This is a genomic window from Candidatus Pelagibacter bacterium nBUS_36 (genome assembly GCF_051201215.1).
In the GTDB taxonomy this organism is placed as follows: domain Bacteria; phylum Pseudomonadota; class Alphaproteobacteria; order Pelagibacterales; family Pelagibacteraceae; genus Pelagibacter.
Genome location: NZ_CP172839.1, coordinates 234,386 through 258,426, shown reverse-complemented (window position 1 = coordinate 258,426; position 24,041 = coordinate 234,386). Strand labels below are relative to the sequence as shown.

Sequence of the window (24,041 nt, the reverse complement as noted above, 5' to 3'; positions counted from 1 at the left end):
AATTATCCTAGTTTAATATTATCTATTCCTACAAGTTTATTATAAATCCAATAAATAGTTAGTACTCCAACTAACAACATAGTTCCAAGAGCAGATGCAAACGCCCAGTCTAATGAACTCTTCATATGATAAGCAATTGTGTTACTAATTAATGATCCACTTGCTCCACCCACTAATGCAGGGGTAATGTAATATCCTATCGCTAAAATAAATACCAATAAACATCCAGCACCAATTCCAGGAATGGTTAATGGAAAATAAATTTTAACAAAAGATACAAGTGGTGTTCCACCTAATGATTTTCCAGCTCTCATCAAGCTAGGTGATATAGTCTTCATCACACTATAAAGAGGTAGAACCATGAAAGGTAATAATATTTGGGTCATTGCAACAAACGTCCCTATTACATTATACATCAGCTCTGGCCTATTATCGTCAGCGACTAAGCCAATCCAAACAATTAAATCATTTATGGGTCCCTGTTGCTGAAGTAAAACCATCCAACTAGAAGTTCTAACTAACAATGAGGTCCAAAAAGGAAGTAAGACACAAATCATTAGTAAATTACTGTATTTCATAGGTAGCGTCGCTAATAAGTGTGATATTGGGTAAGCAAGAATAAAGCAGAATATGGTAACCCAAAAAGCTACGTTTAATGTTCTTAACCATAAAGTTTTGTGTATTCTTCTATCTTCTGGAACTTGAATTATATTTCTATCTTGATCAAATTTTCTATCTATACCTTTTAAATATTTGGCATAAGACCAATTCGGAGCTGTATTTTTTAGAGCTACCAAATATTCGCTTTGACCCCACCTTTTATGAACTTTGATAAACTGTTCTTTATAATTACCTTCTTCAAATTTATTGATTTTTCTAACTGTTTTTTTTATTAAGCTACTAAAGCCAGCTTTTTCATAATTTAATCTAGCTATAATTTTACCGTAAGTTTTATTCTTTTTTAAATAAGATAAATCTTCATAAAGACCTTTGTAAACTGGTTCTTCTGGTAAATCTTGGCCATCCCATTTTTCCATCGCGGCAAATGTCTTAGGAAGCATTTTAGTGATCATTCGATCATCAACACTTCTAAACAACATATCTCCAATTGGAAAAACATAAATAATTAAAATAAATAAAAATAATGGAGCAACGAGTGCAACAGCTTTAAGTTTATTTTTTCGTTCAGCTTTTTTTAAGCTAACTTCTAAAGGTAATCCGTCAGATGATAATATTTGTTCTTTGCTCATAATAAAAAAGGGCAGTTATAAATAACTGCCCCTTTAATATAGTATAAAAAACTATTCTATAAAACTAAATTATAGACCAGCTTTCATAGCTTCCCATTTTTCACCGATTTCATCTTGGTTATCTGCCCAAAAATCAGGGTTCATTAGGATGTATCTTTTAGTGTTAGCAGGTGCTGTTGGCATATGTGGTACCATGTAAGTCTTACCATCTTTAAACCAAGGCTCTCCAGCTTCCATAACTGCGATTGAAGATTTTCTCCAAGGCGCGTATGCAATGTACTTAGCACTTCCAGCTAAACCTTCTGAGCTAGTCATTTCTCTAAGTACTTTCATAGCTGAACCGTCAGCATAACCTGGACCATCTTTAACTAATGCAAAGTATTCATAGTCAAGAATTTGTCCATCCCAAACTTGTACAAGTGGAGTTCCTTCCATTTGTGCGTTAAAGAATCTACCATTCCAACCAGTAGCCATTACTACTTCACCATTAGCAAGTAGTTCTGGTGGTTGAGCTCCAGCATTCCAGAATACACATCCACCATTTTCTTTATCATTACAAAGTTTTGTAAACATTGCCATAGCTCTGTCTATTCCACCATCAGCTTCAAGTTTTCTGTAAGTTAAGTCAGAACCTTTACCAGGGTTTACACCGTCTGCAGTGATAGCTATTTCTAAGTTAGACATAGCACCTTTGTAAATTGCTCTTTTACCAGGGAACTTTTTAGTGTCAAAAAAGTCTTTTAACTTAGTTGGTTTTGTATCACCGATTGTTGCATCGTTATAAGCATAGTTCCAAGAGTACAGAATGTTTCCAACTGCACATTTTGAAGGCATGCCTGTAAAGAAGTCTTGACTTGCAGGTGTTCCATCTGGAGCAGGTGCAAAGTCTTTGTCAAAATCGAATTCATGGAAAATACCTTCGTCACATCCAACGATAGTATCTTTTGCGTACACATCGATAATGTCCCAAGTTATTTTTCCAGCTTCTTTTTGAGCTTTAATTTCTGATAATCCACCAGTGTAGTCTACCCAGTTTACAGGTATTCCAAGTTTCGCTGCTGTAGGATCACCGTAACCCAATTTTTGTGACTCTGTGTAAGCTCCACCCCAAGACACTACAGTTACTGCAAATGCTGAAGTTGTTACAGAAAGTACAAAAGAAAGAGCAAGTAATAATTTACTTATTTTTTTCATGTATTCTCCTATTTAACGTTAACGTTTTTATTTTATAAAGTGATACTAAAACAATATAGAATAGCTTAGTCAACAGCTGATTATGGCTATTTTGTCTTATATTTATTGGGAATAATTTCAGTGATTACTTAGGATCTAAAGCTCTGCAGTCGACACTGTTCCAGCCAATATTAATTTCTTTGCCTGCTTTGATATCCATTCTGCTTGAACTATTTGGAACTTTTAGAATAAATTGATTGTTACCTAATAGATCTACTCTTAATCTTGTGTGGTCACCGTGATATATTACTTCTTCAATTTTACCTTTGTGATTGTTATCCATTTTAGTTTCTGGATCAATCAATGCTCTTTCAGGTCTAAGAGATATTGTGGTTTTGTCCCCTTTTGCTTTTGCAACAATTGGATTTGCTAAAATTTCTGAACCTGAAGTTAGTTTAACTTTGCATTTATCACCCGAAACATCTGTTACTTCACCTGCAAAAGTATTATTCTCTCCAATAAACTCTGCAACAAAAGAATTAACAGGTCTTTCATATAATTCATCAGGGCTAGAAAGTTGTTGAACTTTTCCGTCATTAAAAACTGCAATTCTATTAGACATCGTCAAAGCTTCCGTTTGATCGTGTGTAACGTATACAACTGTTACACCAATGCTTTCGTGAATATGTTTAATTTCATATTGCATACTCTCTCTTAAATTTTTATCTAAGGCACCAAGTGGTTCGTCCATTAAAACTAATTGTGGATCAAATACTAATGATCTTGCAACAGCAACCCTTTGTTGTTGACCACCTGATAATTGCATTGGCATTCTAGCTTCAAAGCCTTGAAGAGATACCATTGATAATGCTTTATCAACTTTTTTATCAGCTTCATCTTTTGGAATTTTTCTAACTCTTAATGGAAAAGCTAAGTTTTCATAAACAGTCATGTGTGGAAACAAAGCATAGTTTTGAAATACCATTCCAATTCCTCTTTTGTGTGGAGGAATATCTGAGATAACTTTGTTATCTAAATAAATCTGTCCATTAGTTGGAGTTTCAAATCCAGCCAACATCATCAAACAAGTTGTTTTACCAGAACCCGATGGCCCAAGCATCGTTACAAACTCACCTTCAGCAATATCTAAATCCAAACCTTTAACAACAAGTTGCTTACCGTCGTAACTTTTATCCACATTCTCGAATCTTACAAAGTGATCATTACCCATATGACTTTAAAACATTTGTTAGATTGATAATCAAGTAATTTATTTAATATGCAATTCTTTGCTCATATTACAAAACAATTCACTGCCATTGTCTGTTACTCTGATAGCCTCAGATGCTTCAACGCCCCAATCACCAAATTGCATTACTGCAATCATATGAAAACAAACATTGGGCTCTAAAACAGTCATGTCTCCTTTATATATATTAAGAGTATGCTCTCCCCAGTCTGGTGGGTAGCCTATTCCAATTGAATATCCAGTTCTAGATTTTTTATCAATTCCATATTTATCTAATATTTTCCAAAACGCTTGTGCCACATCATCTGCAGTATTTCCTGGTTTTACAGCGCTAATTCCTGTTTCTAAGGCCTCAATAGTTTTCTTCATTGTATCAATTTTTAACTGATCAGGTTTTCCAAGCAATACTGTTCTAGCCATTGGCGCATGATATCTTTTATAAACACCTGACAATTCAATAATAGTTGCCTCACCTTCTACAAATTTATCTTGAGTAGCAGTTAAATGTGAAGCTGAGGTGCCCTTACCTGTTGGAAGTAAAGTTGCGATACTTGAATATTCCCCCCCAAATTCCTCTGTTCCATAAAATAATGATTTTTGAATTTCACCTACAGCATCACATTGCCTAACACCTGGATTAATGACCTCCATTGCTGTCTTCATTCCTTTTTGAGAAATTAAAGCAGCTGATTTCATAAATCCAATTTCAGCATCAGATTTTACTAATCTTGCCCAGTTAACAAGTCTATCACTGTCTACAATTTTAGCATTTGGTAAACCTTGTTTAATTTTTTCATGGCAGAATGCCGTATAATAATGAGCATCCATTTCGACACCCACAGAAAGTTTATCCCACTTTCTTTCTTTGATTACTTGAACTAAATAATCATAAGGATGTTTTGGCCACGTATGAATATAATTTTCATCATAAACAATAATATTTTCATCTTTTAAATATGTTTTTATATATGCTCCCCCAGAGTCTTGTGCTCTCACAAAACATAATGGTTCTTCAGCATCAACATGAACTATTGCACATTGAGCATAATAAAATGACCACGCATCGTAACCCGTTAAATAATTTAAATTATTTGTGTCGTGTGAAATTAATAGTTCGATGCCTTTTTTTTGCATCATTTTTTGAACTTTTTTTAATCTTTCTTTGTATTCTTCTTTTGTAAAATCCATATTTTTAATCTTTAAATAATTGTCCGAAACCGTCAATATTTTTATTATAATTTATCTCTTTTAATGTATCCCAGATCAATGTTTGGTTGCTTGAAAGCACAATCTTACCTAATTTTTTTTCCAACTTATCTATTATAGATAAAACAGGAAGCGCGGTGCAAGAAACAAACAAAGCATCACTTTTAGATAAATCAATTTTAGATAATACATCAAATAGATAGTTTTGATCTACTTTTCCAATATCAAGATCAGATGCAATATCAAAGAAAGATAATGAAACAACTTCAATATTTTCTTTTTTAAAATATTCTACAACAGACTGGTTAATCTCATTAGTATAAGGCGTGAACACAGATATTTTGTTAAAGTTAAATTTTTTTAAAGCCTTAATAGCTGACGTGATTGGAGTTGTGACTTTGGTATTGGGTTTTGCAAGATTAACTTTTTCATAAATTGAAGTATATCCAGCAGCTATTGTTCCTGAAGTACAACCATATGCAACACAATCTAATTTTTGATCTGGAAGAATTTCTTTTGTGACATCAGTGATATCATCAGCCATCTTTTTTAATGTTTCGTTAGTCAATGGATTATAACAATGAATGCGATTAGAAAATAAATCAATTTCCTTTCCATAAATTACATTGTTAAAATCTTTTTCAATTCTAAAGTCACTTGCAAGGGTAATTAGACCAATTCTTGGATTAGGTTTTTCTAAGTATTTTGGGTCAATTTTATCAAGTTTCATACGTCAAAGAGATTAAATATATATTGCTAAAATTGTCTAGTTAAATTAAGGTTTTCATTAATAGCGATACATAACTCGTCGTAAGACTTCAAAGCTATACGAAAGTGGGATCGATCGTCTTAAATTTAATTATTTAGGAGGTTTGAATGAAATTTGGATATTTTTGCAACACAACTAATTGGAATCATAAACCATACAATCAATTATTAGATGAAGTAAAAGAGATCACTACTTATTGTGATCAAAATAATTGGAACTCAATTTGGTACACTGAACATCATTTTAATCATGAAGGAATGGAGTCATGTACAAATCCTTTGATGATGGGGGTTGATGCTGCAGCAAGAACAAAACAAATTAGAATTGGACAAGCTTGTAATGTCATTACTTTTCATAACCCCATCCGATTAGCAGAAGATATTGCCTTACTTGACCAGTTATCTAATGGCAGAGTTGATGTTGGAATAGGTCGTGGAATTTATGGAAGAGAAGCTATCAATATGAATAAAGAAGCTGATCTTAAAGACCAAGCAAAAAACTTTAGATTGTTTGAAGAAAGTTTAACAATAATGAAAAAAGCTTGGACTGAAAAATTTTTTAGTCATCAGGGCGAATTTTACACTTACCCTTCTCCAAACTTTACATGGCAACACGATATGAGCCCACCGAGTGAAGAATTTTTAGATACAAAAACAAATGAAATTAAAAAAATAAGTATTGTTCCAAAACCTAAACAAAATCCACATCCACCAATATGGCAAGTTGTTGATGGAGCTAGATCAATTGAATGGGCAGCACAAAATGGACTAAACACAATAATGTGGATACCAACTGTAAAAGCATTAAAGAAAAGATTTGAAATTTATCAAGAGGCGAAATCTAAAGCTGAAAATAGAGATGTTCCTTTAGGTGAAGGTATTTCGTTAGTAAGAGATATGTTTATTGCTGAGACAATGGAAGAAGCAGAAAAATTAGCTGGTGAACATATAATAAATTATATGAAATGGGTATGTCATTGGAGGGGTTTAGGAAATCACATGGATCCTGGTGAAGAACTGCCAGAAACAAAACATAAACTAGATTTATTAAATTATGATTTTCTTCACAAAAGAAATTTATTATTTGGAACTCCAGAATATGTTGTTAACAAGATCAATGAGCTTAAATCAGAATTAAATCTTCAAAATCTGCAAGTATGGTCTAACTTTCCTGGAATAGATCATGAAGCTTGCATGCGAAGTATAAAACTGTTTAATGATGAGGTTATACCAAAAATTAATTTTGAAAAAAATGGTGTGGAGAAAGCTAGTTAATGAAACTTGAACTAAGAAAATTTACAAAATTTGTTGATAAGACTTTTGTTGAAGGTGGCAAAGAAGCTAAAGAACCTGTTTTGCTTGTTTCAGTTGCAGCAGTTTTTAAAAACCCTTGGGCTGACCAAGGTTTTGTTGAGGATTTAAAACCAGTTATATTAGATCTTGCTCCTAAGTTAGGAGATATTCTTGTTCCAGAATTAATAAAAGAAATTGGTTCTCCAGATAAAATATTAGCTTATGGTAAAGCTGGAACTGTTGGCCTTAATGGAGAAATTGAGCATGCTTCAGCATTTATTCATACTTTAAGATTTGGAAATAAATTTAGAGATGCTGTTGGAGGAACTTCTTACCTAAGTTTTACAAATACAAGAGGTCCTGCTGGTTCAAAAATTTCAATTCCAATGATGCATAAAACAGACTCTGGCTTAAGACCTTATTATTTAACACATGAATTCACCATACATGATGCTCCATTCGATGATGAAATTGTAATCGCTATAGGTGGCGCATCATCTGGAAGGGCGCATGCAAGAACAGGTGATAGATACCAGGATATGAAAGAAATGGGTATTGAGCCAAAATAAAACTGATGACAACTGGAAATACTGCATCAGGTACCTTTTATTTATTTAATAAGAAAGAACAATCATCACCAATAGTTTTTATTCATGGTGTTGGCCTAACTCATGAGATCTGGCAACCACAGTTAGATTTTTTTAAAAATTATAGCACACTTTCTTATGACATTTTAGGACATGGAAAATCAAAGCTTGAAAAAGAACAAATAGATTTTAATGATTTTTCTAATCAACTTTTAGATTTAATAGACGAGCTTACAATAGACAAGATACACTTGGTAGGCTTTTCAATTGGATCATTAATTGCTAGAAATTTTTCAACAAGGTTTAACAATCGACTGAAGTCATTAATTCTTTTAGGTTCAATTTACAAAAGAACATCGCAACAACAGCAAATAGTTAATGAAAGATTTAACCAAGCCAAAAAGGACTTAAAGCTTTCAAAACAAGCTTTAAAAAGATGGTTTACAGATAAATACTTAGAAGATAACCCAGATACCTATGAAAAAATTAGTTCAATTTTATCTTCAAATAATATTGAAAACTTTTTAAAAGCTTATGAGCTTTTTGTAAAACATCAAAATGATGAAGAATTTGAAAAAATTAAGATTAATACTTTATTAATGACAGGAGAGTATGATTATGGTTCAACAATAGAAATGTCACAAGAATTAAGTAAAGTAATCAAAAATAGTGAATTAAAAATTATTAAAGATGGAAAACATCTTTGTGGTATTGAGTGTGCAGATGAGGTAAATTTAAGTATCAAAGATTTTGTTGAAAAGAATGACTAAATTAAAACAGTATAAAATGTTTATTGATGGTGAGTGGGTTGACTCTGAAAATAAAAAAACTTTTGAAACTTTAAATCCTGAAAATAATAAACCCTGGGCAGTTGTGCCTGAGGCCAGTGCTAATGATGTTAATAAAGCAGTCAATGCAGCGCAAAAAGCATTTGAAGGTGAATGGCCAAAACTACTTCCAAAAGAAAGGGCAAAATTTTTAAGAGCGATTGGCGAACAATTAAGAGGAAATGCTGAAATGCTTGGTGAGATTGAAACAATTGACACTGGAAAAATTATTAGAGAAACTAAAAAACAAGCAATTTATATTGCTGACTATTATGATTATTATGCTGGTCTAGCAGATAAAGTTGAAGGTACAGTTCTTCCAATTGATAAACCAAATATTCAAGCAATAACAACCAGAATTCCTATTGGTGTAATTGCAGCAATTATTCCATGGAACTCACAAATGTTTTTGACAGCAACTAAGTTAGCTCCTGCTCTTGCTATGGGTAACACTGTAGTAATTAAATCTTCTGAACTTGCTCCTGCAGTTATGTTTGAGTTTGCTAAGCTAATTGAAAAAACTGGAATCCCTAAAGGTGTAGTTAACGTTATTACTGGATTTGGTGATCCATGTGGAAAAACACTTACCACCCATGATCTAGTTGAAAAAATTGCATTTACTGGTGGCCCAGAAACAGCAAGGCATATAATCAGGAATTCGGCAGACAATTTATCTGAAGTAAGTCTTGAGCTAGGTGGAAAAAGTCCTGTGGCAGTTTTTGATGACGCTGACCAAGAAAATGCAATAAATGGAATTGTTGCTGGAATATTTGGTGCTAGTGGTCAAAGCTGTATAGCTGGATCAAGACTTTATATTCAAAAAGGTATTTATGATAAATTTTTAGATAAACTTTCAACTCGTGCATCAAAAATAAAAATCGGCACACCAATGGATCCAGAAACAGAAATGGGGCCACTAAGTAGTTTTAAACAATTAGAAACTATTGAAAAAAATATAAAAGATACAATTAATCAAGGTGGAAAAGTAAAATGTGGTGGCAAAAGAGACTCGTTCTCTAACGAAGGTTATTATTTTCCACCAACAATTATTGAATGTGACAATCATAATTTGCCTGTTGCAGAAAATGAATTATTTGGACCAGTATTATCTGTTATGAAATTCGATACTGAAGAAGAAGTTGTTAATAAAATGAATGACAATCAATATGGTTTGTCTTCAGGAGTTTATACAAGTAATCTTTCAAGAGGATTAAGAGTGTCTAAAGCAATACGAGCAGGTATTACATTTGTAAATACTTACAGATTAATTTCTCCTTCGGCACCCTTTGGAGGTATTAAAGATAGTGGTTATGGAAAAGAGGCAGGAATTGACTCAATTAAAGATTATACAAGAATAAAGACAACGTGGTTCTATACATCTGACGAACCATCCTTAGATCCATTTTCAATTAGATAATATTTTGTCTCCTAAACATACAGCTTTAATCATTTTAGTAATGTTTTTTCTTGGAAGCGCTTATCCTTTGGGTAAATTTGGCTTAAACGCATCGATGAATCCAATTTTCTTTGGGGCGTTAAGAATGGGATTTGTTTTTTTATGTTTAATACCATTTTGTAAAATAAAAATTCCTAAAAAAAAATATGTACTACCATTAATTGGATTTTCATTATGTATGGGAGCTGGAGTGAATATGTTTTTATATTTATCTATTAATGCTGTTTCAATATTAGCACCAATTACAATTGGAGCACAACTGTCGATACCGTTTGCAATATTAATAAGTTCCTTATTTTTAAATGAAAACATTAGTTTTAAAAAATGGATTTTTATATTTCTATCATTCGTTGGAATAATTTTGATAGCCTTTGATCCAAAAATTATGGATGAAATTTTTGGAACATTATTAATTTTTGGTATGGCTTTTTTTTATGGATTGTCACAAGTTTTCTCAAGGTATATTAAAAATTTAGATGTAAAATTTACAAACTCAATTATGGGATTGATTGGTTTTGTGGTTCTAATTATTTTTTCTCATATATTTGAAGGAAATGTTATTGAGCAAATTAATAGCGTTGAGCCTTTTGGATGGCTTGCAGTTATGTATGCTGGAATAATTATTTCAATACTTGGACATATGATGATGTTTTATTTATATAAATTTTATCCAGTTGGAATGGTGATGCCTTTTTATTCACTATTTCCAGTATTTGGCCTTATATTAACTTTCTTTATCTTTGGTGAGGTGCCCTCTTTAATCACAGTATTTGGAGGAATTATCGTTATTACATCAATATATTTACTTCAGAAAACTAAATAATTTTGTCATTGAATTGTACTAATAATCATCATTTAATCATCTTTTTATAAATTGTTAACAATATAATAAGGACGAGAATGAAAAAACTATTTATTGCTGCATTTATGTTTGTTTCAACTTTTGGAACTAATGTAATGGCAGATGGACATGCGATTAAGATGGGGATTATTTTAGGATTTACAGGTCCTATAGAATCACTAACACCAGCTATGGCTGGATCTGCAGAACTTGCTTTTAAAGAAGCTTCTGACTCAGGTTCACTATTGGGTGGAAAAAAAATTGAAGTAGTAAGAGCAAACTCAACTTGTGTTGACTCAGCAGCAGCAACTGCAGCAGCTGAAGGTGTTATTTCACAAGGTGTAGCAGCGATTATGGGTGCTGACTGTTCAGGTGTAACTGGTGCAATTGCATCAAACGTTGCTGTACCAAATGGTGTAGTGATGATTTCACCTTCTGCAACTTCACCAGGATTAACAACTCTAGATGACAAAGGATTCTTTTTTAGAACAGCTCCTTCTGATGCTAGAGGTGGTCAAATTTTAGCTGACGTAACTAAAGATAGAAAAGTTAAAAGTGTAGCTATAACTTATACTAATAATGACTACGGAAAAGGTTTAGCAGATGTTTATAAAGCTGCTGCCGAAGCTCATGGTATCAAAGTTACAGCTGTTACCGCTCATGAAGATGGTAAAGCTGACTACTCATCTGAAGTTGCAACACTAGCTTCAGCTGGTGGTGATGCTATGGCTGTAATTGGATATCTTGACCAAGGTGGAAAAGGTATGATTCAAGCTGCATTAGACTCAGGTGCTTTTGACACTTTTGTTTTATCAGATGGTATGATTGGTCAATCACTAGTTGATGCATTTGGAAAAGGTTTAAGTAAATCTTTTGGAACAATGCCAGGATCAACTGGAAAAGGTGCTGGAGTATTTGCTGACGTAGCAAAAGCTGCTGGTATTGATTCTTCTGGTCCATACACTGGTGAGTCTTACGACGCAGCTGCTTTAATAGTTTTAGCAATGCAAGCTGGTAATTCAGCTGACAGAGCATCAATTGCAAAAAATGTGATGGATGTTGCTAATGCTCCTGGAACTAAAATTTATCCAGGTGAGCTTAAAAAAGGATTAGATTTATTAGCCAAAGGTAAAAAAGTAAATTACGAAGGTGCAACTGGAGTAACTTTTACTAGCGTTGGTGAAGCTGAAGGTTCTTTCTTAGAGCAAGAAATCAAAGGCGGAAAATTTAAAACTAAAAAACAAAGATAATTAATATCTAATTTAAAAAATCCCCTTACATTGCTTTGTAAGGGGATTTTTTTTAGAAATTATTAATAGTTCTAATAATTCCAATAATAGAAATCATAATAAGAAAATAAAAAACAGTTTTTCTATATGTTTCTTCTTTACTTTTAACAAATAACTTATTCCCTATAAATACACCAATAGGTAGAACAGTCACCAAAGGAAGTGCTCTTAGAAAAACTGTGTAGTCCACAATTCCTGAATAAAAACTTAAATTAAAAAGATAAGTATCAGAAAAAAAAAATATTGCTGCTAATGATCCTCTTATAACAATTGGTTTAACTCTTGTAATAAGTAAAAAAAGTGAGATAGGCATACCACCTAAGGTACCAAGTCCATTAATCACTCCAGATATTATCCCTGCTGAAATTTTAGTAGGTAAATTATTAATGTTTTTATTGGAATATCCTTGAAGTTGCAAAATTACAAAAAATATTATTATTATACAAATTGAAAGATGAGTGATATTTGGAGATAAAAATTTTAATAAATAAAGACCTATAGGGCCTCCTATTGATACTCCTAAAAGTATTTGGATAACGAATTTCCAATCTATATTATTCCAAATATAACGAAACATAAAAATACTGACTAGTACTTCTAGAAGTAAAATTATTGGAACTATTTCAATCGTTGGTAAAATAAAAGAAATTAATGAAATACATATCGCAGAAAATCCAAAACCATTAAACCCTCTTATTATAGATGCAGCTAAAACTATTAAAATTATTAAAAAAGATTCAAATACACTTAGCTGTAAATATAATAATAAATCCATTTTATTTTTGTTCTTTAAAGTCTGCTCTTAAAGTTGAAATAATAATAATTATTAGAAAAACTACACAAACTAAATTCATTGTTTTCCAGCTAGTTAAGCTGATAAATATACCAGCTGATAAACTTGCAACTGCTTGTACCGAATATACTATAAGATCATTAAACCCTTGTGCCTTAAATTTCTCTTCTTCTCTATAAGACAAAACTAATAAACTAGTACCCGATATAAATAAAAAATTCCAACCTAACCCAAGAAAGATTAAAGCTATTAGATAATTAAAAAAATTTTGTTCAAATAAACTTGTTAAAATTGTAACTGAAAATAACATAACACCCACATACATTATTTTGCTATGACCAAATTTTTTTATCAAGTTTCCAGTTATAAGAGATGGTAAAAACATTGCAGCGATATGAAGCTGAATTACAAGTCCTGTTTTAGTTAAACTAATTTTTTCCATTACATGCATACTTATTGGTGTTGCTGTCATTAAAAATGACATTACTGCATAAGCAAACGCTGAAGCGATCAAAGCTTGTAAAAATCTTGGTTGTGAGATTAACTCTAAATAACTACGAGAAATTTTTTTATTAACATGGTTTCTTTTATGTCCGTCCTTATAAAATAATAAAAAAATTGTTGAGGTCAGAGTTAAAGCTGCAAGTGCAATATAAGATCCAGCATATAAATGCTCAGCTAAAATTTCTTTTGTTATATTGGCAACATTTGGTCCTATAAAAGCTGAACCTATTCCAGCTAATAATATAATTGATATTGCCTTAGGTGCCATTTCTTTAGAGACAGTTTCAACAGCTGCAAAACGATATTGATGACTAAACGCTACTCCCGCACCGAGTAAAAAGTTTGCTAAGTTAAATAAGATAAAGCTTTCAATAATAATAGAATATGATGCTAACAATGCTGACAATGAGCTACCAACTGATGCAAATATAAAGCCTGCTCGTCTTCCAATTACACTCATAACTTTCGCTGCAAAAATTGCAAAAATAGCTATTCCCACAATTGAAAGTGCCATCGGTAGAGTTGCTAATAATTTTATAGGACTAAATTGAGAACCAATTATTCCACTTAAAAAAACTGTAACTGGCGCAGCAGTGAATGCAAAAATCTGACTTAATATTAATAGCCAAAGATTTTTGTTCATTAAAACATATACTTATCTGCTATATACATGGCCCAAGCTATTGCGGCACCTAATATTATATATTTCATATAGTAATTATTTAATCTCTATTTTTTCTGGAAGTATACCTTTTGGACGGTATCTCATTATTAATAACAAACCAAGGCCCATCATCAAATATCTAAAGTAAGGAACGCTCTCAATTAAATGAATTTTCAATGCATGAGTATCTGCCATTCCTGCTGTAAATAGATTTATTAAAAATAATGCGATTGGTGCCGCCTCTATCCATAAAAACCATACTGCAAATCCCCCCAAAATAGCTCCAAAATTATTACCACTTCCACCAACTATAACCATCACCCATATAAGAAAAGTATATCTCATTGGTCTGTAACTTCCTGGCGTAAATAAACCATCCTGAGTTACAAGCATTGCTCCTGCAATTCCAACTATTGCTGAACCTAAAATAAATATTAACAAATGTTGTTTAACAACATTTTTACCCATAGCATTTGCTGCTTCTTCATTGTCTCTAATTGCTCTCATCATTCTTCCCCATGGAGAATAAAGAGCTTTTTGAGTAACTATTAATAATGCTATTACAATGACTAAAAATAATCCTGAGTAACAAAGTTTTACAAAAACTGATGATCCTTCAATTACTAATTGATTAAGCGCAGCTTGTTTGTCAGCTACATTAGAAATTAATTCTAATTTACTTGTATTAAATTTTGCAACTAGATTGATAAACCATTCCGTAGCTTGAAGATTAACCTCGTAAGGTACTGGTCTATCTAATCCAATGACATTTTTAACCCCTCTTGATAACCAATCTTCATGTTTAATTATTGCAATAACAATTTCAGAAATTAGTAATGTGGCAATTGCCAAATAGTCAGCTCGTAATCCAAGTGCAACCTTTCCAACTACGAATGCAAGCCCGCCAGCAAAGAAAGCTCCCACTATCCATGAAAACATTATTGGCAATCCAAAGCCTCCAAGAAATCCTGTTTTAGCAGGATTAACTGCTTCAATAGCTTCAATGCCAGGTTCGGCAGTTACTCTAATAATTATAATTCCAGCAATAATGATTGCTGCAATTCCATAAGTTCTAAAATTTGATTTAGCAAAATTCTTCAAGATGAAGCGAATAGCCAAAATCATTACGATAATGAGCCATAGGCACATCAAAATGTCGAAACCACCTGCACGCCACGCTTCTTGAACTGGATCAACTGATATTAAAACTGCAGCTAAACCACCTAGTGCAGCATAACCCATAAGACCAAAATTAATTAAACCAGCGTAACCCCATTGTACATTTGCTCCCATTGTCATTACTGCAGAAATTAAACACATATTAAAAATTGAAAGAGCAACGTTCCATGATTGAAATATCCCAACCAAAATAATTAAGCCCATCATTATTGTGTAAGCAGCAATTATATTTAGATTTTTTCTCACAATACCTTCCCTTTAAATATTCCATTAGGCCTGTATAATAAAACAATGACCAGTATGGAGAATGAGACAGCAAATTTATAATCTGTTGATAATAGTTGCACTAAAGTTTCAGGCTCCATGCTTTCTGGCAAAATATACATAAAAAATTTCTTATATGCGTAAGTTATAAATATTTCTGAAAAAGCTATAACGTAACCTCCCAAAAATGCTCCAAAAGGATTTCCAATACCCCCAACAATTGCGGCAGCAAAAATTGGTAGCATATTGTTAAAGTAGGTAAAAGGCTTAAAGCTTTTATCTAAACCATATAAAGCACCTCCAATTGTTGCTAAAATACCTGCGATAATCCAAGTAATCATGACCACTCTTTTAGGGTCAATTCCTGATAATAAAGCTAAATCCTCATTATCTGAATAAGCACGCATACTCTTTCCTGTCTTTGTTTTATTTAAAAACCAAAATAGAATTGAAACCAATATAAGTGTTACAAATATAGTTATTACCTGACTTGATTTAATTGCTAATCCTTCGTTAAGTCCTGTCATTTCTTTAAATTCACCCGCTTTAATAATAAATTTTTCTCCATCAAAAAACCTTCTATCAGATGGTCCAATTATTATTCTAACAACAGCTTGTGTTACAAACATTACACCAATGCTAACCATTGCAAGTTGGACGGGAGGACTTTTGTTAACTCTATAATATCTAAAAACAAATTTATCTACAAAGAGCATGTAGCCAATCATAAAAATTATCGCAAACGGTATTGCAAGAAGAGCTGTTGGTAAAACACCTAGAGAAATTCCAATTGATTGAAAGTACCATGTGAATAAAATAGTTACCATAGTTCCAAATGCCATCATGTCTCCAGTTGCAAAATTTGCAAATCTTAAAATTCCATAGATTAAAGTTACAAAAATTGCACCAAGCGCTAGTTGTGATCCATAAGCTAAGGCAGGAACAAATATATAATTTAACAGTAATATAATTGCGTTTAATAAATCCATACTATCCTCCCAAAAAAGAGCTTCTTACTCTTGGGTCATTTAATAACTCTTTACCAGTACCTGCATATTTATTTTCACCAGTAACAAGTACATATCCACGATCAGAAATGTTAAGTGCTTGTTTAGCATTTTGCTCAACCATTAAAATTGCAACATTTGTTCTTTTAACTTTAATAATGTGATCAAATAATTCATCCATAACTATCGGAGAAACACCAGCAGTGGGCTCATCCAACATTAATACTGATGGCTTAATCATTAATGCTCTTCCAAGAGCAACTTGTTGTCTTTGACCGCCTGATAATTCACCAACTAACTGACTTCTTTTTTCTCTTAATATGGGAAATAAATCATAAATTTCCTCTATAATATTTTGAAAGTTATCATCTCTTAGATAGGCTCCCATTTCTAAATTCTCTTCAACTGTCATTCCAGCAAAAACATTTTTTGTTTGAGGTACAAATGAAATTCCAGCTCTCACTCTTTCTTGTGGAGAAAGTTTTGAGATATCTTTTCCATCAATTACTACAGAGCCTGATTTTAAATCTAAAAGACCAAGCATAGCTTTCATTGCTGTCGATTTCCCAGCTCCATTAGGCCCAAGAATTGAAACTATTTCGCCCCTATTCACATCAACTGAACAAGAATTAATTATATCAGGACCATTGCCATAACCACCTGTCATTTTTATACCTTCAAAAAATGCCATTAATTTTCATCCTTTAGTTTTGATCCTCTGCCCAAATAACTTTCTATAACTTTCTCATCTTTTTTAACTTCATCAGCAGTTCCTTCAAATAAGACAGATCCTTCAGCCATGACAATAACTGGGTCACACAATCTACTAATAAAATCCATATCATGCTCAATCATACAAAATGTATACCCTTGCTCTTTATTTAGTTTAAGGATTGCAGTTCCAAGCTCTTTAAGTAACGTTCTGTTAACTCCTGCTCCGACTTCATCGAGCAATACTATTTTTGCATCAGCCATCATAGTTCTTCCAAGTTCTAATAATTTTTTTTGACCACCCGATAAATTTCCTGCTAATTCATTTGATAAGTGGGTAAGGTTTAAGAAATCAACTACGTCCTGGGCTTTTTGTTTTACTGCTAATTCTTCAGTTCTAACTAAACTTGGTTTTAATAAAGCAGTCATTAATTTTTCTCCAGATTGATTTGTTGGTACCATCATTAAATTTTCTAAAACTGATAAATTTGTAAACTCATGTGCTATTTGAAATGTTCTTAAAATTCCTTTTGAAAATAATTCATACGAAGGAACATCAGTCACATCTTCATTATTAAAAAGAACTTTTCCTTGAGAAGATTTTAAATTTCCGGCAATTAAATTAAATAAAGTAGTTTTACCTGAACCATTAGGTCCAATAATTCCTGTGATAGAGCCCTTCTTAATTTTTAAAGAGCAATCTGAAACTGCAGCTAACCCTCCAAAATATTTGGATAGATTTTCGATTTGTAAAATATTCTGTTGTTGATCCATGAAATTTTATTTATTTAATCTTTTATGTATACTATTGAGAGTTTTCTCTAAAGATTTATAAAAACCAGCTTTTGTTAGTTCTTTAACACCTTGTTCATTTAATCCCTTAGGAGTCTGAGACTCTTTTACCAAATATTTTAAATCTTTTTTTGAATTAACAACAGCGTCTTCTGACAAAGCTAAAAATAAAGAAGTTATATATTTTTGAGCATTATCTCTTTTAACACCTCTTTTAACTAACCAGTTTGTCATTGAATTTAACAATTGATAAAAAGGCGCCATCATTCCTGATGTAGACCAAAAATTAATAGATAATTTTTCATTTTTTATTTCAACAGTTGTTCCAACTTTGTCAAAGAATGCTTTAACTTTTTTGTTAGGAGGACAGATAGGTACTGGTCCTTTTTTTAGTGAAATTGGCGGCAAAGGTATAGCTCTTACAATTTTAGCTTTAACTTTTATTGCTTTTTTTAACTGAGATAAAGTTATTGTAGAAATAAAACTAATTATAGTTTGTGTTGATTTAAATTTTAACTCTTTGATTATTTTATCTCCTACTGTAGGTGTAACTGATAAAAATACCCAATCACACTTATCAACAATTTGTTGATTATCTTTAGCAATTATTACTTTTCTAAATCTTTTTTTTAAATTCTTAGCAATTCTTTTGTTTCTTGGTGAAATTATAATTTTATTAAATGAAATTTTAGATTTGCAAATACCAGTGATTACTGATGATGCTATTTTGCCCGTACCTATAAATCCTAAATTCATAAATTTTGGTTACTTTATATTGATTATATTCAATTAATTAATAAAAAAGGAGCCTCTAATTCTTAATAATTCTCTACTTAATTCTTCATTTTCTTTAAAAGGTTTTCTCCCATGAAGCCAAAAGTAATTATTAGCAATTATTGCAGATCCAACAGGTAGTTTAGTAATAGTTTTATTTTTACTTTCTTCTAAAGCATCTGATAATCTTTGTAAAAAATTACCTTGTTCCATATTTTTAGGCTCAGGAAATTGATCAATATAAGAAATATTAGGTTTGCCATTTTTATCAGATGAAAAAACTGGATGTTCTACTTTATAATCAATATTTTTACTTTTAGGTGAGCCCCAAATAAAATTCTGTCTACCTACAGGATCATTATATAGATCCTCACAGTGTTCCCAATCATCTAGGTGTAACATTGCTGTCTCTCCACCTTCTACATTTTGTTCGTCAATTTTAGACATTAATAACCAGTCTGTAATTTCTTTAACATAAGTACCATCAGTATGAAGATCCATATTTCTATATGCTTTTCTTAAATACGAGTCACTTTTGTCTTCATGCTTCACAACAAACCGTGCGTAATATTTACCTGCCATAGAATCATGGTTAGGAATTCCAATCAAATGAGCGATAGCTGTAGATAGTTTAACTAGAAATTTATCATTAATTTTTGCTGTAATATTTTTAGGACCAATTACAAAACATCCCGTAGATCTGTCCCTAATTATAGAATTCATTAATTTGCTAAGTTTATTATTTGTAAGATCGTCTAAGCTTTTTGCAATTGTAAAGCGTGTAAAAGGTTTGAGCTCTAATGCTGTTAAATCAAATTTATTGAAAGGGAATATTAGTTTTTCAATAATTTCATTTTCAATATCAATATTAATTATTCTTTTCGAATTATTGTGTTTTGAAATTGTTAGACCAGCAATTTTTTCCATTATAAGTGCTCACTTAGTAATGCCATCATGATAGCAGAAATTACTGTTGGATAAACAAAATTTCTTTTAGATATAAAAAATATAAATAAGCAAAATAATACTACTGTTCCTCTACTTAAATAGCTTGCATCAGTTAACGCTCCTACAGGAAAAATAATTGTTCTTGCAATCAATGCAGCTAAAGTTGAGTAAGCTAAACAATTAAACCATCTAAATAATTTTGAAGTTTCCTTAATTCCTTTTGATGAAATAACACCTAATAATCTAGAAGAAAAAGTAGCAAACGATGTAACTATAATTGCAAGAACTACACTAGCTGACACGTAATTCTCCTATAAAGTAAGCAATAGTTCCACCAATCAGTCCACCAAGTAAAATTGACCATTCTGGAGAAAAAAAATAAAAAATTGGCCCAAGTAATAAACCTAATATTACTGACGCCCCAATTTGGATAGTTTTCATTGCACCTACCATCATACATAGGAAATAAATAGGATTTAAAATTGCTAGACCCATCATAATATTTTTATCAAGATAGTCAGAGGTATAAAATCCAATGATAGTTCCAATTACAGCTGTTGTCCAAGTTGCACAACCAATACCAATCCAAAAATCTATTCTATTTTTTTTCTCAATACTTTTATAATTACTTTTCATTATAAGCCATGCAGACACAGCAATGAAATGGCATGAGAAATAATATTTCCATTTTGGTTGGCTTTTATGAATCATTAATGGGAATAGAGAAACAGCCATTGGATATAATCGAGCATTAACAAACCAAACAGCTAAAAAAATATTTAATAATGATGCTCCAACTAACAATGACTCAGCCATTACCAATGAACCTGGTAAAGCATAAGTTAACATTGTTGAAAAAATACTTTCTTGAATATTAAATCCTAAATTTTTAAGTAATGCTCCGATAGCTATAAAACAACATCCAAGGGCAAGTGCTGGACTATCTGGTTTTATTATGGATTTGAAGCCTCTAAAGAAAAATTCTTTATTAATCATTAGCCTCCAAGGAATAATCTACCAACATCGGGATTGTTTAATAAGTCATCCCCTTTGCCAGCGATAGCAGTTTGTCCTGATACAAGTACATACCCAATATCTGCAAACTCTAATCCCTTTTTAGCATTTTGTTCTACTAATATGATTGTTTTTTTTTCATTTACTTGAAGATCTCTTAAGATTTCAAAAACCATATCGATATATCTTGGCTCTAAACCAATTGAAGGTTCATCTACCAATAACACAGATGGCTTCATAACAAGTGCTCTTGATATTTCTAATAATCTTCTTTCACCACCAGATAAAACTTTAGCTGGTTGATTTCTTCTATTTCTTAATCTTTCATATTTTTCAAAAATTCTTTCTGCCTCTTGGTAAGATTCATCTGTATTTTCTTTTATATAACCGCCCATCAATAAATTTTCTTCAACTGTCATATCTGGAAAAACAGAGTTATCTTGTAAAATATAAGCAATACCACATGACTTTAATTTTTCTGCTGGCGTTAAATTTGTAATTTCTTTTCCATCAATTTCTATTTGTCCTGAAAAAATATTTGTAAATCCATAAATTGAATGAAGTATTGTAGATTTTCCCGCACCATTTGGTCCAATCAAACATAAAGATTGGGCTTTGTTTACTCGTAGATCAAAATCATGAAGAATTTCCATTTTTCCATAACCAGCAGATAATTTATTAATAGTTACATGATTATTATCAGGAGATAATTTTTGTAACTCTTCTGGTCCAGGTGCTTTTCCTAATACATCATATTGGCTAGACATTATTGAGCCCCCAAGTAAGCATCTAATACTCGCTTATCATTTTTTATTTCTTCAGGTGTTCCATTAGCTAGCATTTGACCATGCGCTAAACAAAAAACTTTTTGAGCTAAGTTCATAATTACTTTCATATTGTGTTCAATAACCAACAAAGTAATCCCATATTCTTTATTTACTTTAATCAAACGATCAATAATTCCATTTATTAATGTTGGATTAATTCCTGCTGTTGGCTCATCCAATAAAAGCATTTTAGGCTCATTCATTAGTGCCATAGCAAGTTCTAATAATTTTTGTTGACCAAAAGAAAGGTCTCCTGCTCTAAGCTTTCTTTTTTGGTGAAGACCAACAAATTTTAGTAAAGTTTCAGCTTTATCAGTTAAATCAGATGGTATTTTTTGAAATACAGTAAAGATTCCATCATTTTCAGGCTTATGACTAATTAACATATTTTCAATACAGTTTAATTTTCCATAGATTCTTGTTTGTTGAAAAGTTCTTAGCAATCCCAATTTTGCAACAACAGGTACAGGTAATTCGGAAACTTCTGTTCCATCAAATTTAATTGAACCCTTGTCAATTGGATAGGTTCCAACAATAGAATTAAATAGAGTTGTTTTTCCTGATCCATTTGGTCCAATTAACCCAACAATTGATCCTTGTTCAACAGACATTGAAATATCAACGTTAGCCTTTACACCACCAAAAGATTTACTAACTCCTGTTACATCTAATATAGACATTATTTTAATTCTACCTGTGCCTTTCGATCTGCTTCATCAATTGTTTCACCAAATTTTTCAGGGTATTTTTCTCTTAACCATCCCATTATTCCCTCAGGAAAATAAACAACAATTACTACAATTAAAACTCCCAAAGCAACATACTGCCAACCTAAAAAGTATGTCCAAAAACCTTCTTTAAATAAATGAAAAACAGTTGCACCAACAAGTGGTCCCCATAAAGTTCCTTTTCCACCAAGGATTGCCATTAATACCATAAACACTCCAAATGTTGGTCCAGCAAATGCAATTTCTGTCGGCTCAATGTAACCATTGATATGACCCATTAACCCACCAGCTATTCCGACAAAAAATGCTGAAACCATCCAGCCAATAATTTTATATCTCATTGTATGAATTCCCATTGCCTCTGCTTTGTCTTCATTGTCTCTTATTGCATTTAAAACTAATCCAAACCTAGTGCTGTATGCCCATTTTAAAGTAACAAAAGTTACAACTGCTAAAGCAAAACTTAAGTAATATAAAAATTGTGATGAAAACTCGTTAGAACCAAATCCCTTTGGCCAAACAGGAACTGTCATACCTTGACCTGCTCCAATAATTTCTATTCCTCCAGCTATTTCTCCAGCAGCAATTCCTAATGCCAATGTACAAATTGCAAAATAGTGACCTCTTAAACCTAAAATTCCATAACCTATAACTCCAGCTATAATCATTGGGATTATTCCTGATAAAATTATTCCTACACCAAAACCTTGGAAAAATTGTGGAATAGTATGCACAAAAGTTTTTTCACCACCAGCATCTGTCCATTCAGCTAATGAAAAAAACATTGCTATTTGAGTGCTCGATGCAACATACATTCCAATACCAAAGAATAATATATTACCAAATGTATTGTAGCCCATTTGACCCCCTTGAACATCCCATGTCATAGCTAGTACAATCAAAATATAAAGAAATGATAATTGAAGTTTGTAAGCTGGAAACAAAAATGCTCCAACTAATCCAAAAACTAATAGTCCTAAATATAAAAGAGTGTTTTTATTCATTATTTTAAATACTCTCTTTTTCTTGATAATTTAAACCTTCTGTAAACTAGTATAATTACTAGTAATGAAAATACTGCTGCTATTCTAAACTCTGTTCCAAGCAAATAGTCTGCCCATTCTTCAAATACCCCTAAACCCATTCCAGATATTGCTACTGCTGGTAAATTTCCTAATCCAGCAATAATTACAATCATAAAAGATCTGACGGTGTAGGGTAATCCCGTATAAGGATGAAGCGTAAATGTAATTGCTATACACGCACCCGCTATTCCACATAGAGCTGCGTTAATTCCAAAAGTTGCTGCATAAACTTTTTCAGTATCAACACCTAAAATCTTTGCTGCTCTTGCATTTTGTGCTGTTGCTCTTATTGCGCGGCCTAACTTAGATTTTCTCATATAAACAACAAGAATAATTGCTGATATTACGCAAACTGCCCCTGAAAATATTTTAGCATTAGGAATTGTAACCATATTATCAAATAACATGGTTGTTCCAAAATTTGACTGAGCAACCACAACATCTGCACCAAATGCAAAGTTCATTAACTGTTGTGCTAGAATACTTATTCCAAATGTTGCAAGTATTGATGTAAATAAATCTTTATCAACTACTTTGTTAATAACAAGTTTGTACATTCCCCAACCCACACAATACATAATAATTGGTGAAACAATTATTCCAAAGGCTGGGTGTATTCCAGAAAGATACATAAAGTAAGCAATGTATCCACCCATGATCACTAACTCTCCTTGAGCAATATTAATTATATTCATTACTCCCCACTGTAATGCCATTCCATAAGCAATTAGTGCAAACAAAATACCTAAAAGTATTCCGTCCATTGACGCTTGAACCATCAACATTGGTGCTTGGAAAATTAGAAAGTCCAT

General features: G+C 32.0%; 25 protein-coding genes. 6 read left to right on the top strand and 19 right to left on the bottom strand.

The window, feature by feature from the left end; translation table 11 throughout:
* Positions 1-2 precede the first annotated feature (2 nt).
* From ACIJYI_RS01340 to ACIJYI_RS01320, 5 genes are all read right to left on the bottom strand, one after another.
* Positions 3-1,250 (bottom strand): ABC transporter permease, encoded by a 1,248-nt coding sequence (locus ACIJYI_RS01340; protein ID WP_435114335.1) that lies wholly within the window; start codon positions 1,248-1,250, stop codon positions 3-5.
* A 69-nt stretch (positions 1,251-1,319) separates the two neighbouring features.
* Complete coding sequence (locus ACIJYI_RS01335) at positions 1,320-2,444, bottom strand: extracellular solute-binding protein (protein ID WP_435114334.1); 1,125 nt, start codon at positions 2,442-2,444, stop codon at positions 1,320-1,322.
* Between the two features lie 124 nt (positions 2,445-2,568).
* The gene (locus ACIJYI_RS01330; RefSeq protein ID WP_435114333.1) at positions 2,569-3,654 is read right to left on the bottom strand and encodes an ABC transporter ATP-binding protein; all 1,086 of its coding nucleotides are present in this window, start codon (positions 3,652-3,654) and stop codon (positions 2,569-2,571) included.
* A 39-nt stretch (positions 3,655-3,693) separates the two neighbouring features.
* Positions 3,694-4,860: a M24 family metallopeptidase gene (locus tag ACIJYI_RS01325; RefSeq protein WP_435114332.1), complete on the bottom strand. Its 1,167-nt coding sequence runs from the start codon at positions 4,858-4,860 to the stop codon at positions 3,694-3,696.
* Between the two features lie 4 nt (positions 4,861-4,864).
* Positions 4,865-5,608: a maleate cis-trans isomerase family protein gene (locus ACIJYI_RS01320; RefSeq protein ID WP_435114331.1), complete on the bottom strand. Its 744-nt coding sequence runs from the start codon at positions 5,606-5,608 to the stop codon at positions 4,865-4,867.
* 146 nt (positions 5,609-5,754) lie between these two features.
* Between ACIJYI_RS01320 and ACIJYI_RS01315 the strand changes: the two genes are divergently transcribed.
* The 6 genes from ACIJYI_RS01315 (at position 5,755) to ACIJYI_RS01290 (ending at position 11,900) form a co-directional block, all read left to right on the top strand.
* A complete protein-coding gene (locus tag ACIJYI_RS01315) occupies positions 5,755-6,921 on the top strand; it encodes an LLM class flavin-dependent oxidoreductase (protein ID WP_435114330.1) in 1,167 nt (388 codons plus the stop codon).
* On the top strand, positions 6,921-7,508 hold the full coding sequence (locus ACIJYI_RS01310; RefSeq protein WP_435090715.1) for an amino acid synthesis family protein: 588 nt from the start codon (positions 6,921-6,923) through the stop codon (positions 7,506-7,508). The genes ACIJYI_RS01315 and ACIJYI_RS01310 overlap by 1 nt, the downstream gene beginning before the upstream one ends.
* A gap of 5 nt (positions 7,509-7,513) precedes the next feature.
* A complete protein-coding gene (locus tag ACIJYI_RS01305) occupies positions 7,514-8,296 on the top strand; it encodes an alpha/beta fold hydrolase (RefSeq protein ID WP_435114329.1) in 783 nt (260 codons plus the stop codon).
* Entirely contained in the window at positions 8,289-9,770 is a 1,482-nt protein-coding gene (locus ACIJYI_RS01300) for an aldehyde dehydrogenase (protein ID WP_435114328.1), read from the top strand. The genes ACIJYI_RS01305 and ACIJYI_RS01300 overlap by 8 nt, the downstream gene beginning before the upstream one ends.
* A 4-nt stretch (positions 9,771-9,774) precedes the next feature.
* The gene (locus ACIJYI_RS01295; protein ID WP_435114327.1) at positions 9,775-10,632 is read left to right on the top strand and encodes a DMT family transporter; all 858 of its coding nucleotides are present in this window, start codon (positions 9,775-9,777) and stop codon (positions 10,630-10,632) included.
* 77 nt (positions 10,633-10,709) lie between these two features.
* The gene (locus tag ACIJYI_RS01290; protein ID WP_435114326.1) at positions 10,710-11,900 is read left to right on the top strand and encodes an ABC transporter substrate-binding protein; all 1,191 of its coding nucleotides are present in this window, start codon (positions 10,710-10,712) and stop codon (positions 11,898-11,900) included.
* Positions 11,901-11,952: 52 nt separating this feature from the next.
* Here ACIJYI_RS01290 and ACIJYI_RS01285 read toward each other — a convergent pair whose 3' ends face one another.
* The 14 genes from ACIJYI_RS01285 to ACIJYI_RS01220 all read right to left on the bottom strand — a co-directional run bounded on the left by ACIJYI_RS01285 (position 11,953) and on the right by ACIJYI_RS01220 (position 24,041).
* Positions 11,953-12,714 carry a sulfite exporter TauE/SafE family protein gene (locus ACIJYI_RS01285; RefSeq protein WP_435114325.1) on the bottom strand — a complete coding sequence of 254 codons (762 nt, stop codon included), beginning with the start codon at positions 12,712-12,714 and terminating at the stop codon, positions 11,953-11,955.
* Between the two features lies 1 nt (position 12,715).
* A complete protein-coding gene (locus ACIJYI_RS01280; protein WP_435114324.1) occupies positions 12,716-13,879 on the bottom strand; it encodes an MFS transporter in 1,164 nt (387 codons plus the stop codon).
* A 75-nt stretch (positions 13,880-13,954) separates the two neighbouring features.
* Entirely contained in the window at positions 13,955-15,286 is a 1,332-nt protein-coding gene (locus tag ACIJYI_RS01275) for a branched-chain amino acid ABC transporter permease (protein ID WP_435114747.1), read from the bottom strand.
* Between the two features lie 35 nt (positions 15,287-15,321).
* Positions 15,322-16,332, bottom strand: a complete 1,011-nt coding sequence (locus ACIJYI_RS01270; RefSeq protein ID WP_435114323.1) for a branched-chain amino acid ABC transporter permease — start codon at positions 16,330-16,332, stop codon at positions 15,322-15,324.
* Position 16,333: 1 nt separating this feature from the next.
* Positions 16,334-17,041, bottom strand: coding sequence for an ABC transporter ATP-binding protein (locus ACIJYI_RS01265; RefSeq protein WP_435114322.1), 708 nt, complete (start codon positions 17,039-17,041; stop codon positions 16,334-16,336).
* Positions 17,041-17,835 carry an ABC transporter ATP-binding protein gene (locus tag ACIJYI_RS01260; protein WP_435114321.1) on the bottom strand — a complete coding sequence of 265 codons (795 nt, stop codon included), beginning with the start codon at positions 17,833-17,835 and terminating at the stop codon, positions 17,041-17,043. The genes ACIJYI_RS01265 and ACIJYI_RS01260 overlap by 1 nt, the downstream gene beginning before the upstream one ends.
* Before the next feature lie 6 nt (positions 17,836-17,841).
* Complete coding sequence (locus tag ACIJYI_RS01255; RefSeq protein WP_435114320.1) at positions 17,842-18,609, bottom strand: pyrroline-5-carboxylate reductase; 768 nt, start codon at positions 18,607-18,609, stop codon at positions 17,842-17,844.
* Between the two features lie 33 nt (positions 18,610-18,642).
* The gene (gene glaH, locus ACIJYI_RS01250) at positions 18,643-19,554 is read right to left on the bottom strand and encodes a glutarate dioxygenase GlaH (protein WP_435114319.1); all 912 of its coding nucleotides are present in this window, start codon (positions 19,552-19,554) and stop codon (positions 18,643-18,645) included.
* On the bottom strand, positions 19,554-19,877 hold the full coding sequence (locus ACIJYI_RS01245; RefSeq protein WP_435114318.1) for an AzlD domain-containing protein: 324 nt from the start codon (positions 19,875-19,877) through the stop codon (positions 19,554-19,556). Before ACIJYI_RS01245 ends, glaH begins: the two co-directional genes overlap by 1 nt.
* Entirely contained in the window at positions 19,867-20,571 is a 705-nt protein-coding gene (locus ACIJYI_RS01240; RefSeq protein ID WP_435114317.1) for an AzlC family ABC transporter permease, read from the bottom strand. Before ACIJYI_RS01240 ends, ACIJYI_RS01245 begins: the two co-directional genes overlap by 11 nt.
* Complete coding sequence (locus ACIJYI_RS01235) at positions 20,571-21,356, bottom strand: ABC transporter ATP-binding protein (protein ID WP_435114316.1); 786 nt, start codon at positions 21,354-21,356, stop codon at positions 20,571-20,573. The genes ACIJYI_RS01240 and ACIJYI_RS01235 overlap by 1 nt, the downstream gene beginning before the upstream one ends.
* Positions 21,356-22,096, bottom strand: a complete 741-nt coding sequence (locus ACIJYI_RS01230) for an ABC transporter ATP-binding protein (protein ID WP_435114315.1) — start codon at positions 22,094-22,096, stop codon at positions 21,356-21,358. The genes ACIJYI_RS01235 and ACIJYI_RS01230 overlap by 1 nt, the downstream gene beginning before the upstream one ends.
* Complete coding sequence (locus ACIJYI_RS01225; protein WP_435114314.1) at positions 22,096-23,148, bottom strand: branched-chain amino acid ABC transporter permease; 1,053 nt, start codon at positions 23,146-23,148, stop codon at positions 22,096-22,098. Before ACIJYI_RS01225 ends, ACIJYI_RS01230 begins: the two co-directional genes overlap by 1 nt.
* Entirely contained in the window at positions 23,148-24,041 is an 894-nt protein-coding gene (locus ACIJYI_RS01220) for a branched-chain amino acid ABC transporter permease (RefSeq protein WP_435097615.1), read from the bottom strand. The genes ACIJYI_RS01225 and ACIJYI_RS01220 overlap by 1 nt, the downstream gene beginning before the upstream one ends.

Excerpts from the sequence above, each read along its gene's own strand:
- ACIJYI_RS01265 (WP_435114322.1), bottom strand. The coding sequence starts at position 17,041 with ATGGCATTTTTTGAAGGTATAAAAATGACAGGTGGTTATGGCAATGGT.
- ACIJYI_RS01230 (WP_435114315.1), bottom strand. The coding sequence starts at position 22,096 with ATGTCTATATTAGATGTAACAGGAGTTAGTAAATCTTTTGGTGGTGTA.
- ACIJYI_RS01275 (WP_435114747.1), bottom strand. The coding sequence starts at position 15,286 with ATGATGGGCTTAATTATTTTGGTTGGGATATTTCAATCATGGAACGTT.
- ACIJYI_RS01225 (WP_435114314.1), bottom strand. The coding sequence starts at position 23,148 with ATGAATAAAAACACTCTTTTATATTTAGGACTATTAGTTTTTGGATTA.
- ACIJYI_RS01220 (WP_435097615.1), bottom strand. The coding sequence starts at position 24,041 with ATGGACTTTCTAATTTTCCAAGCACCAATGTTGATGGTTCAAGCGTCA.
- ACIJYI_RS01260 (WP_435114321.1), bottom strand. The coding sequence starts at position 17,835 with ATGGATCAACAACAGAATATTTTACAAATCGAAAATCTATCCAAATAT.
- ACIJYI_RS01300 (WP_435114328.1), top strand. The coding sequence starts at position 8,289 with ATGACTAAATTAAAACAGTATAAAATGTTTATTGATGGTGAGTGGGTT.
- ACIJYI_RS01240 (WP_435114317.1), bottom strand. The coding sequence starts at position 20,571 with ATGATTAATAAAGAATTTTTCTTTAGAGGCTTCAAATCCATAATAAAA.
- ACIJYI_RS01290 (WP_435114326.1), top strand. The coding sequence starts at position 10,710 with ATGAAAAAACTATTTATTGCTGCATTTATGTTTGTTTCAACTTTTGGA.
- ACIJYI_RS01235 (WP_435114316.1), bottom strand. The coding sequence starts at position 21,356 with ATGTCTAGCCAATATGATGTATTAGGAAAAGCACCTGGACCAGAAGAG.
- ACIJYI_RS01330 (WP_435114333.1), bottom strand. The coding sequence starts at position 3,654 with ATGGGTAATGATCACTTTGTAAGATTCGAGAATGTGGATAAAAGTTAC.
- ACIJYI_RS01340 (WP_435114335.1), bottom strand. The coding sequence starts at position 1,250 with ATGAGCAAAGAACAAATATTATCATCTGACGGATTACCTTTAGAAGTT.
- ACIJYI_RS01285 (WP_435114325.1), bottom strand. The coding sequence starts at position 12,714 with ATGGATTTATTATTATATTTACAGCTAAGTGTATTTGAATCTTTTTTA.
- glaH (WP_435114319.1), bottom strand. The coding sequence starts at position 19,554 with ATGGAAAAAATTGCTGGTCTAACAATTTCAAAACACAATAATTCGAAA.
- ACIJYI_RS01325 (WP_435114332.1), bottom strand. The coding sequence starts at position 4,860 with ATGGATTTTACAAAAGAAGAATACAAAGAAAGATTAAAAAAAGTTCAA.
- ACIJYI_RS01320 (WP_435114331.1), bottom strand. The coding sequence starts at position 5,608 with ATGAAACTTGATAAAATTGACCCAAAATACTTAGAAAAACCTAATCCA.
- ACIJYI_RS01310 (WP_435090715.1), top strand. The coding sequence starts at position 6,921 with ATGAAACTTGAACTAAGAAAATTTACAAAATTTGTTGATAAGACTTTT.
- ACIJYI_RS01255 (WP_435114320.1), bottom strand. The coding sequence starts at position 18,609 with ATGAATTTAGGATTTATAGGTACGGGCAAAATAGCATCATCAGTAATC.
- ACIJYI_RS01315 (WP_435114330.1), top strand. The coding sequence starts at position 5,755 with ATGAAATTTGGATATTTTTGCAACACAACTAATTGGAATCATAAACCA.
- ACIJYI_RS01280 (WP_435114324.1), bottom strand. The coding sequence starts at position 13,879 with ATGAACAAAAATCTTTGGCTATTAATATTAAGTCAGATTTTTGCATTC.
- ACIJYI_RS01335 (WP_435114334.1), bottom strand. The coding sequence starts at position 2,444 with ATGAAAAAAATAAGTAAATTATTACTTGCTCTTTCTTTTGTACTTTCT.
- ACIJYI_RS01270 (WP_435114323.1), bottom strand. The coding sequence starts at position 16,332 with ATGGATTTATTAAACGCAATTATATTACTGTTAAATTATATATTTGTT.
- ACIJYI_RS01305 (WP_435114329.1), top strand. The coding sequence starts at position 7,514 with ATGACAACTGGAAATACTGCATCAGGTACCTTTTATTTATTTAATAAG.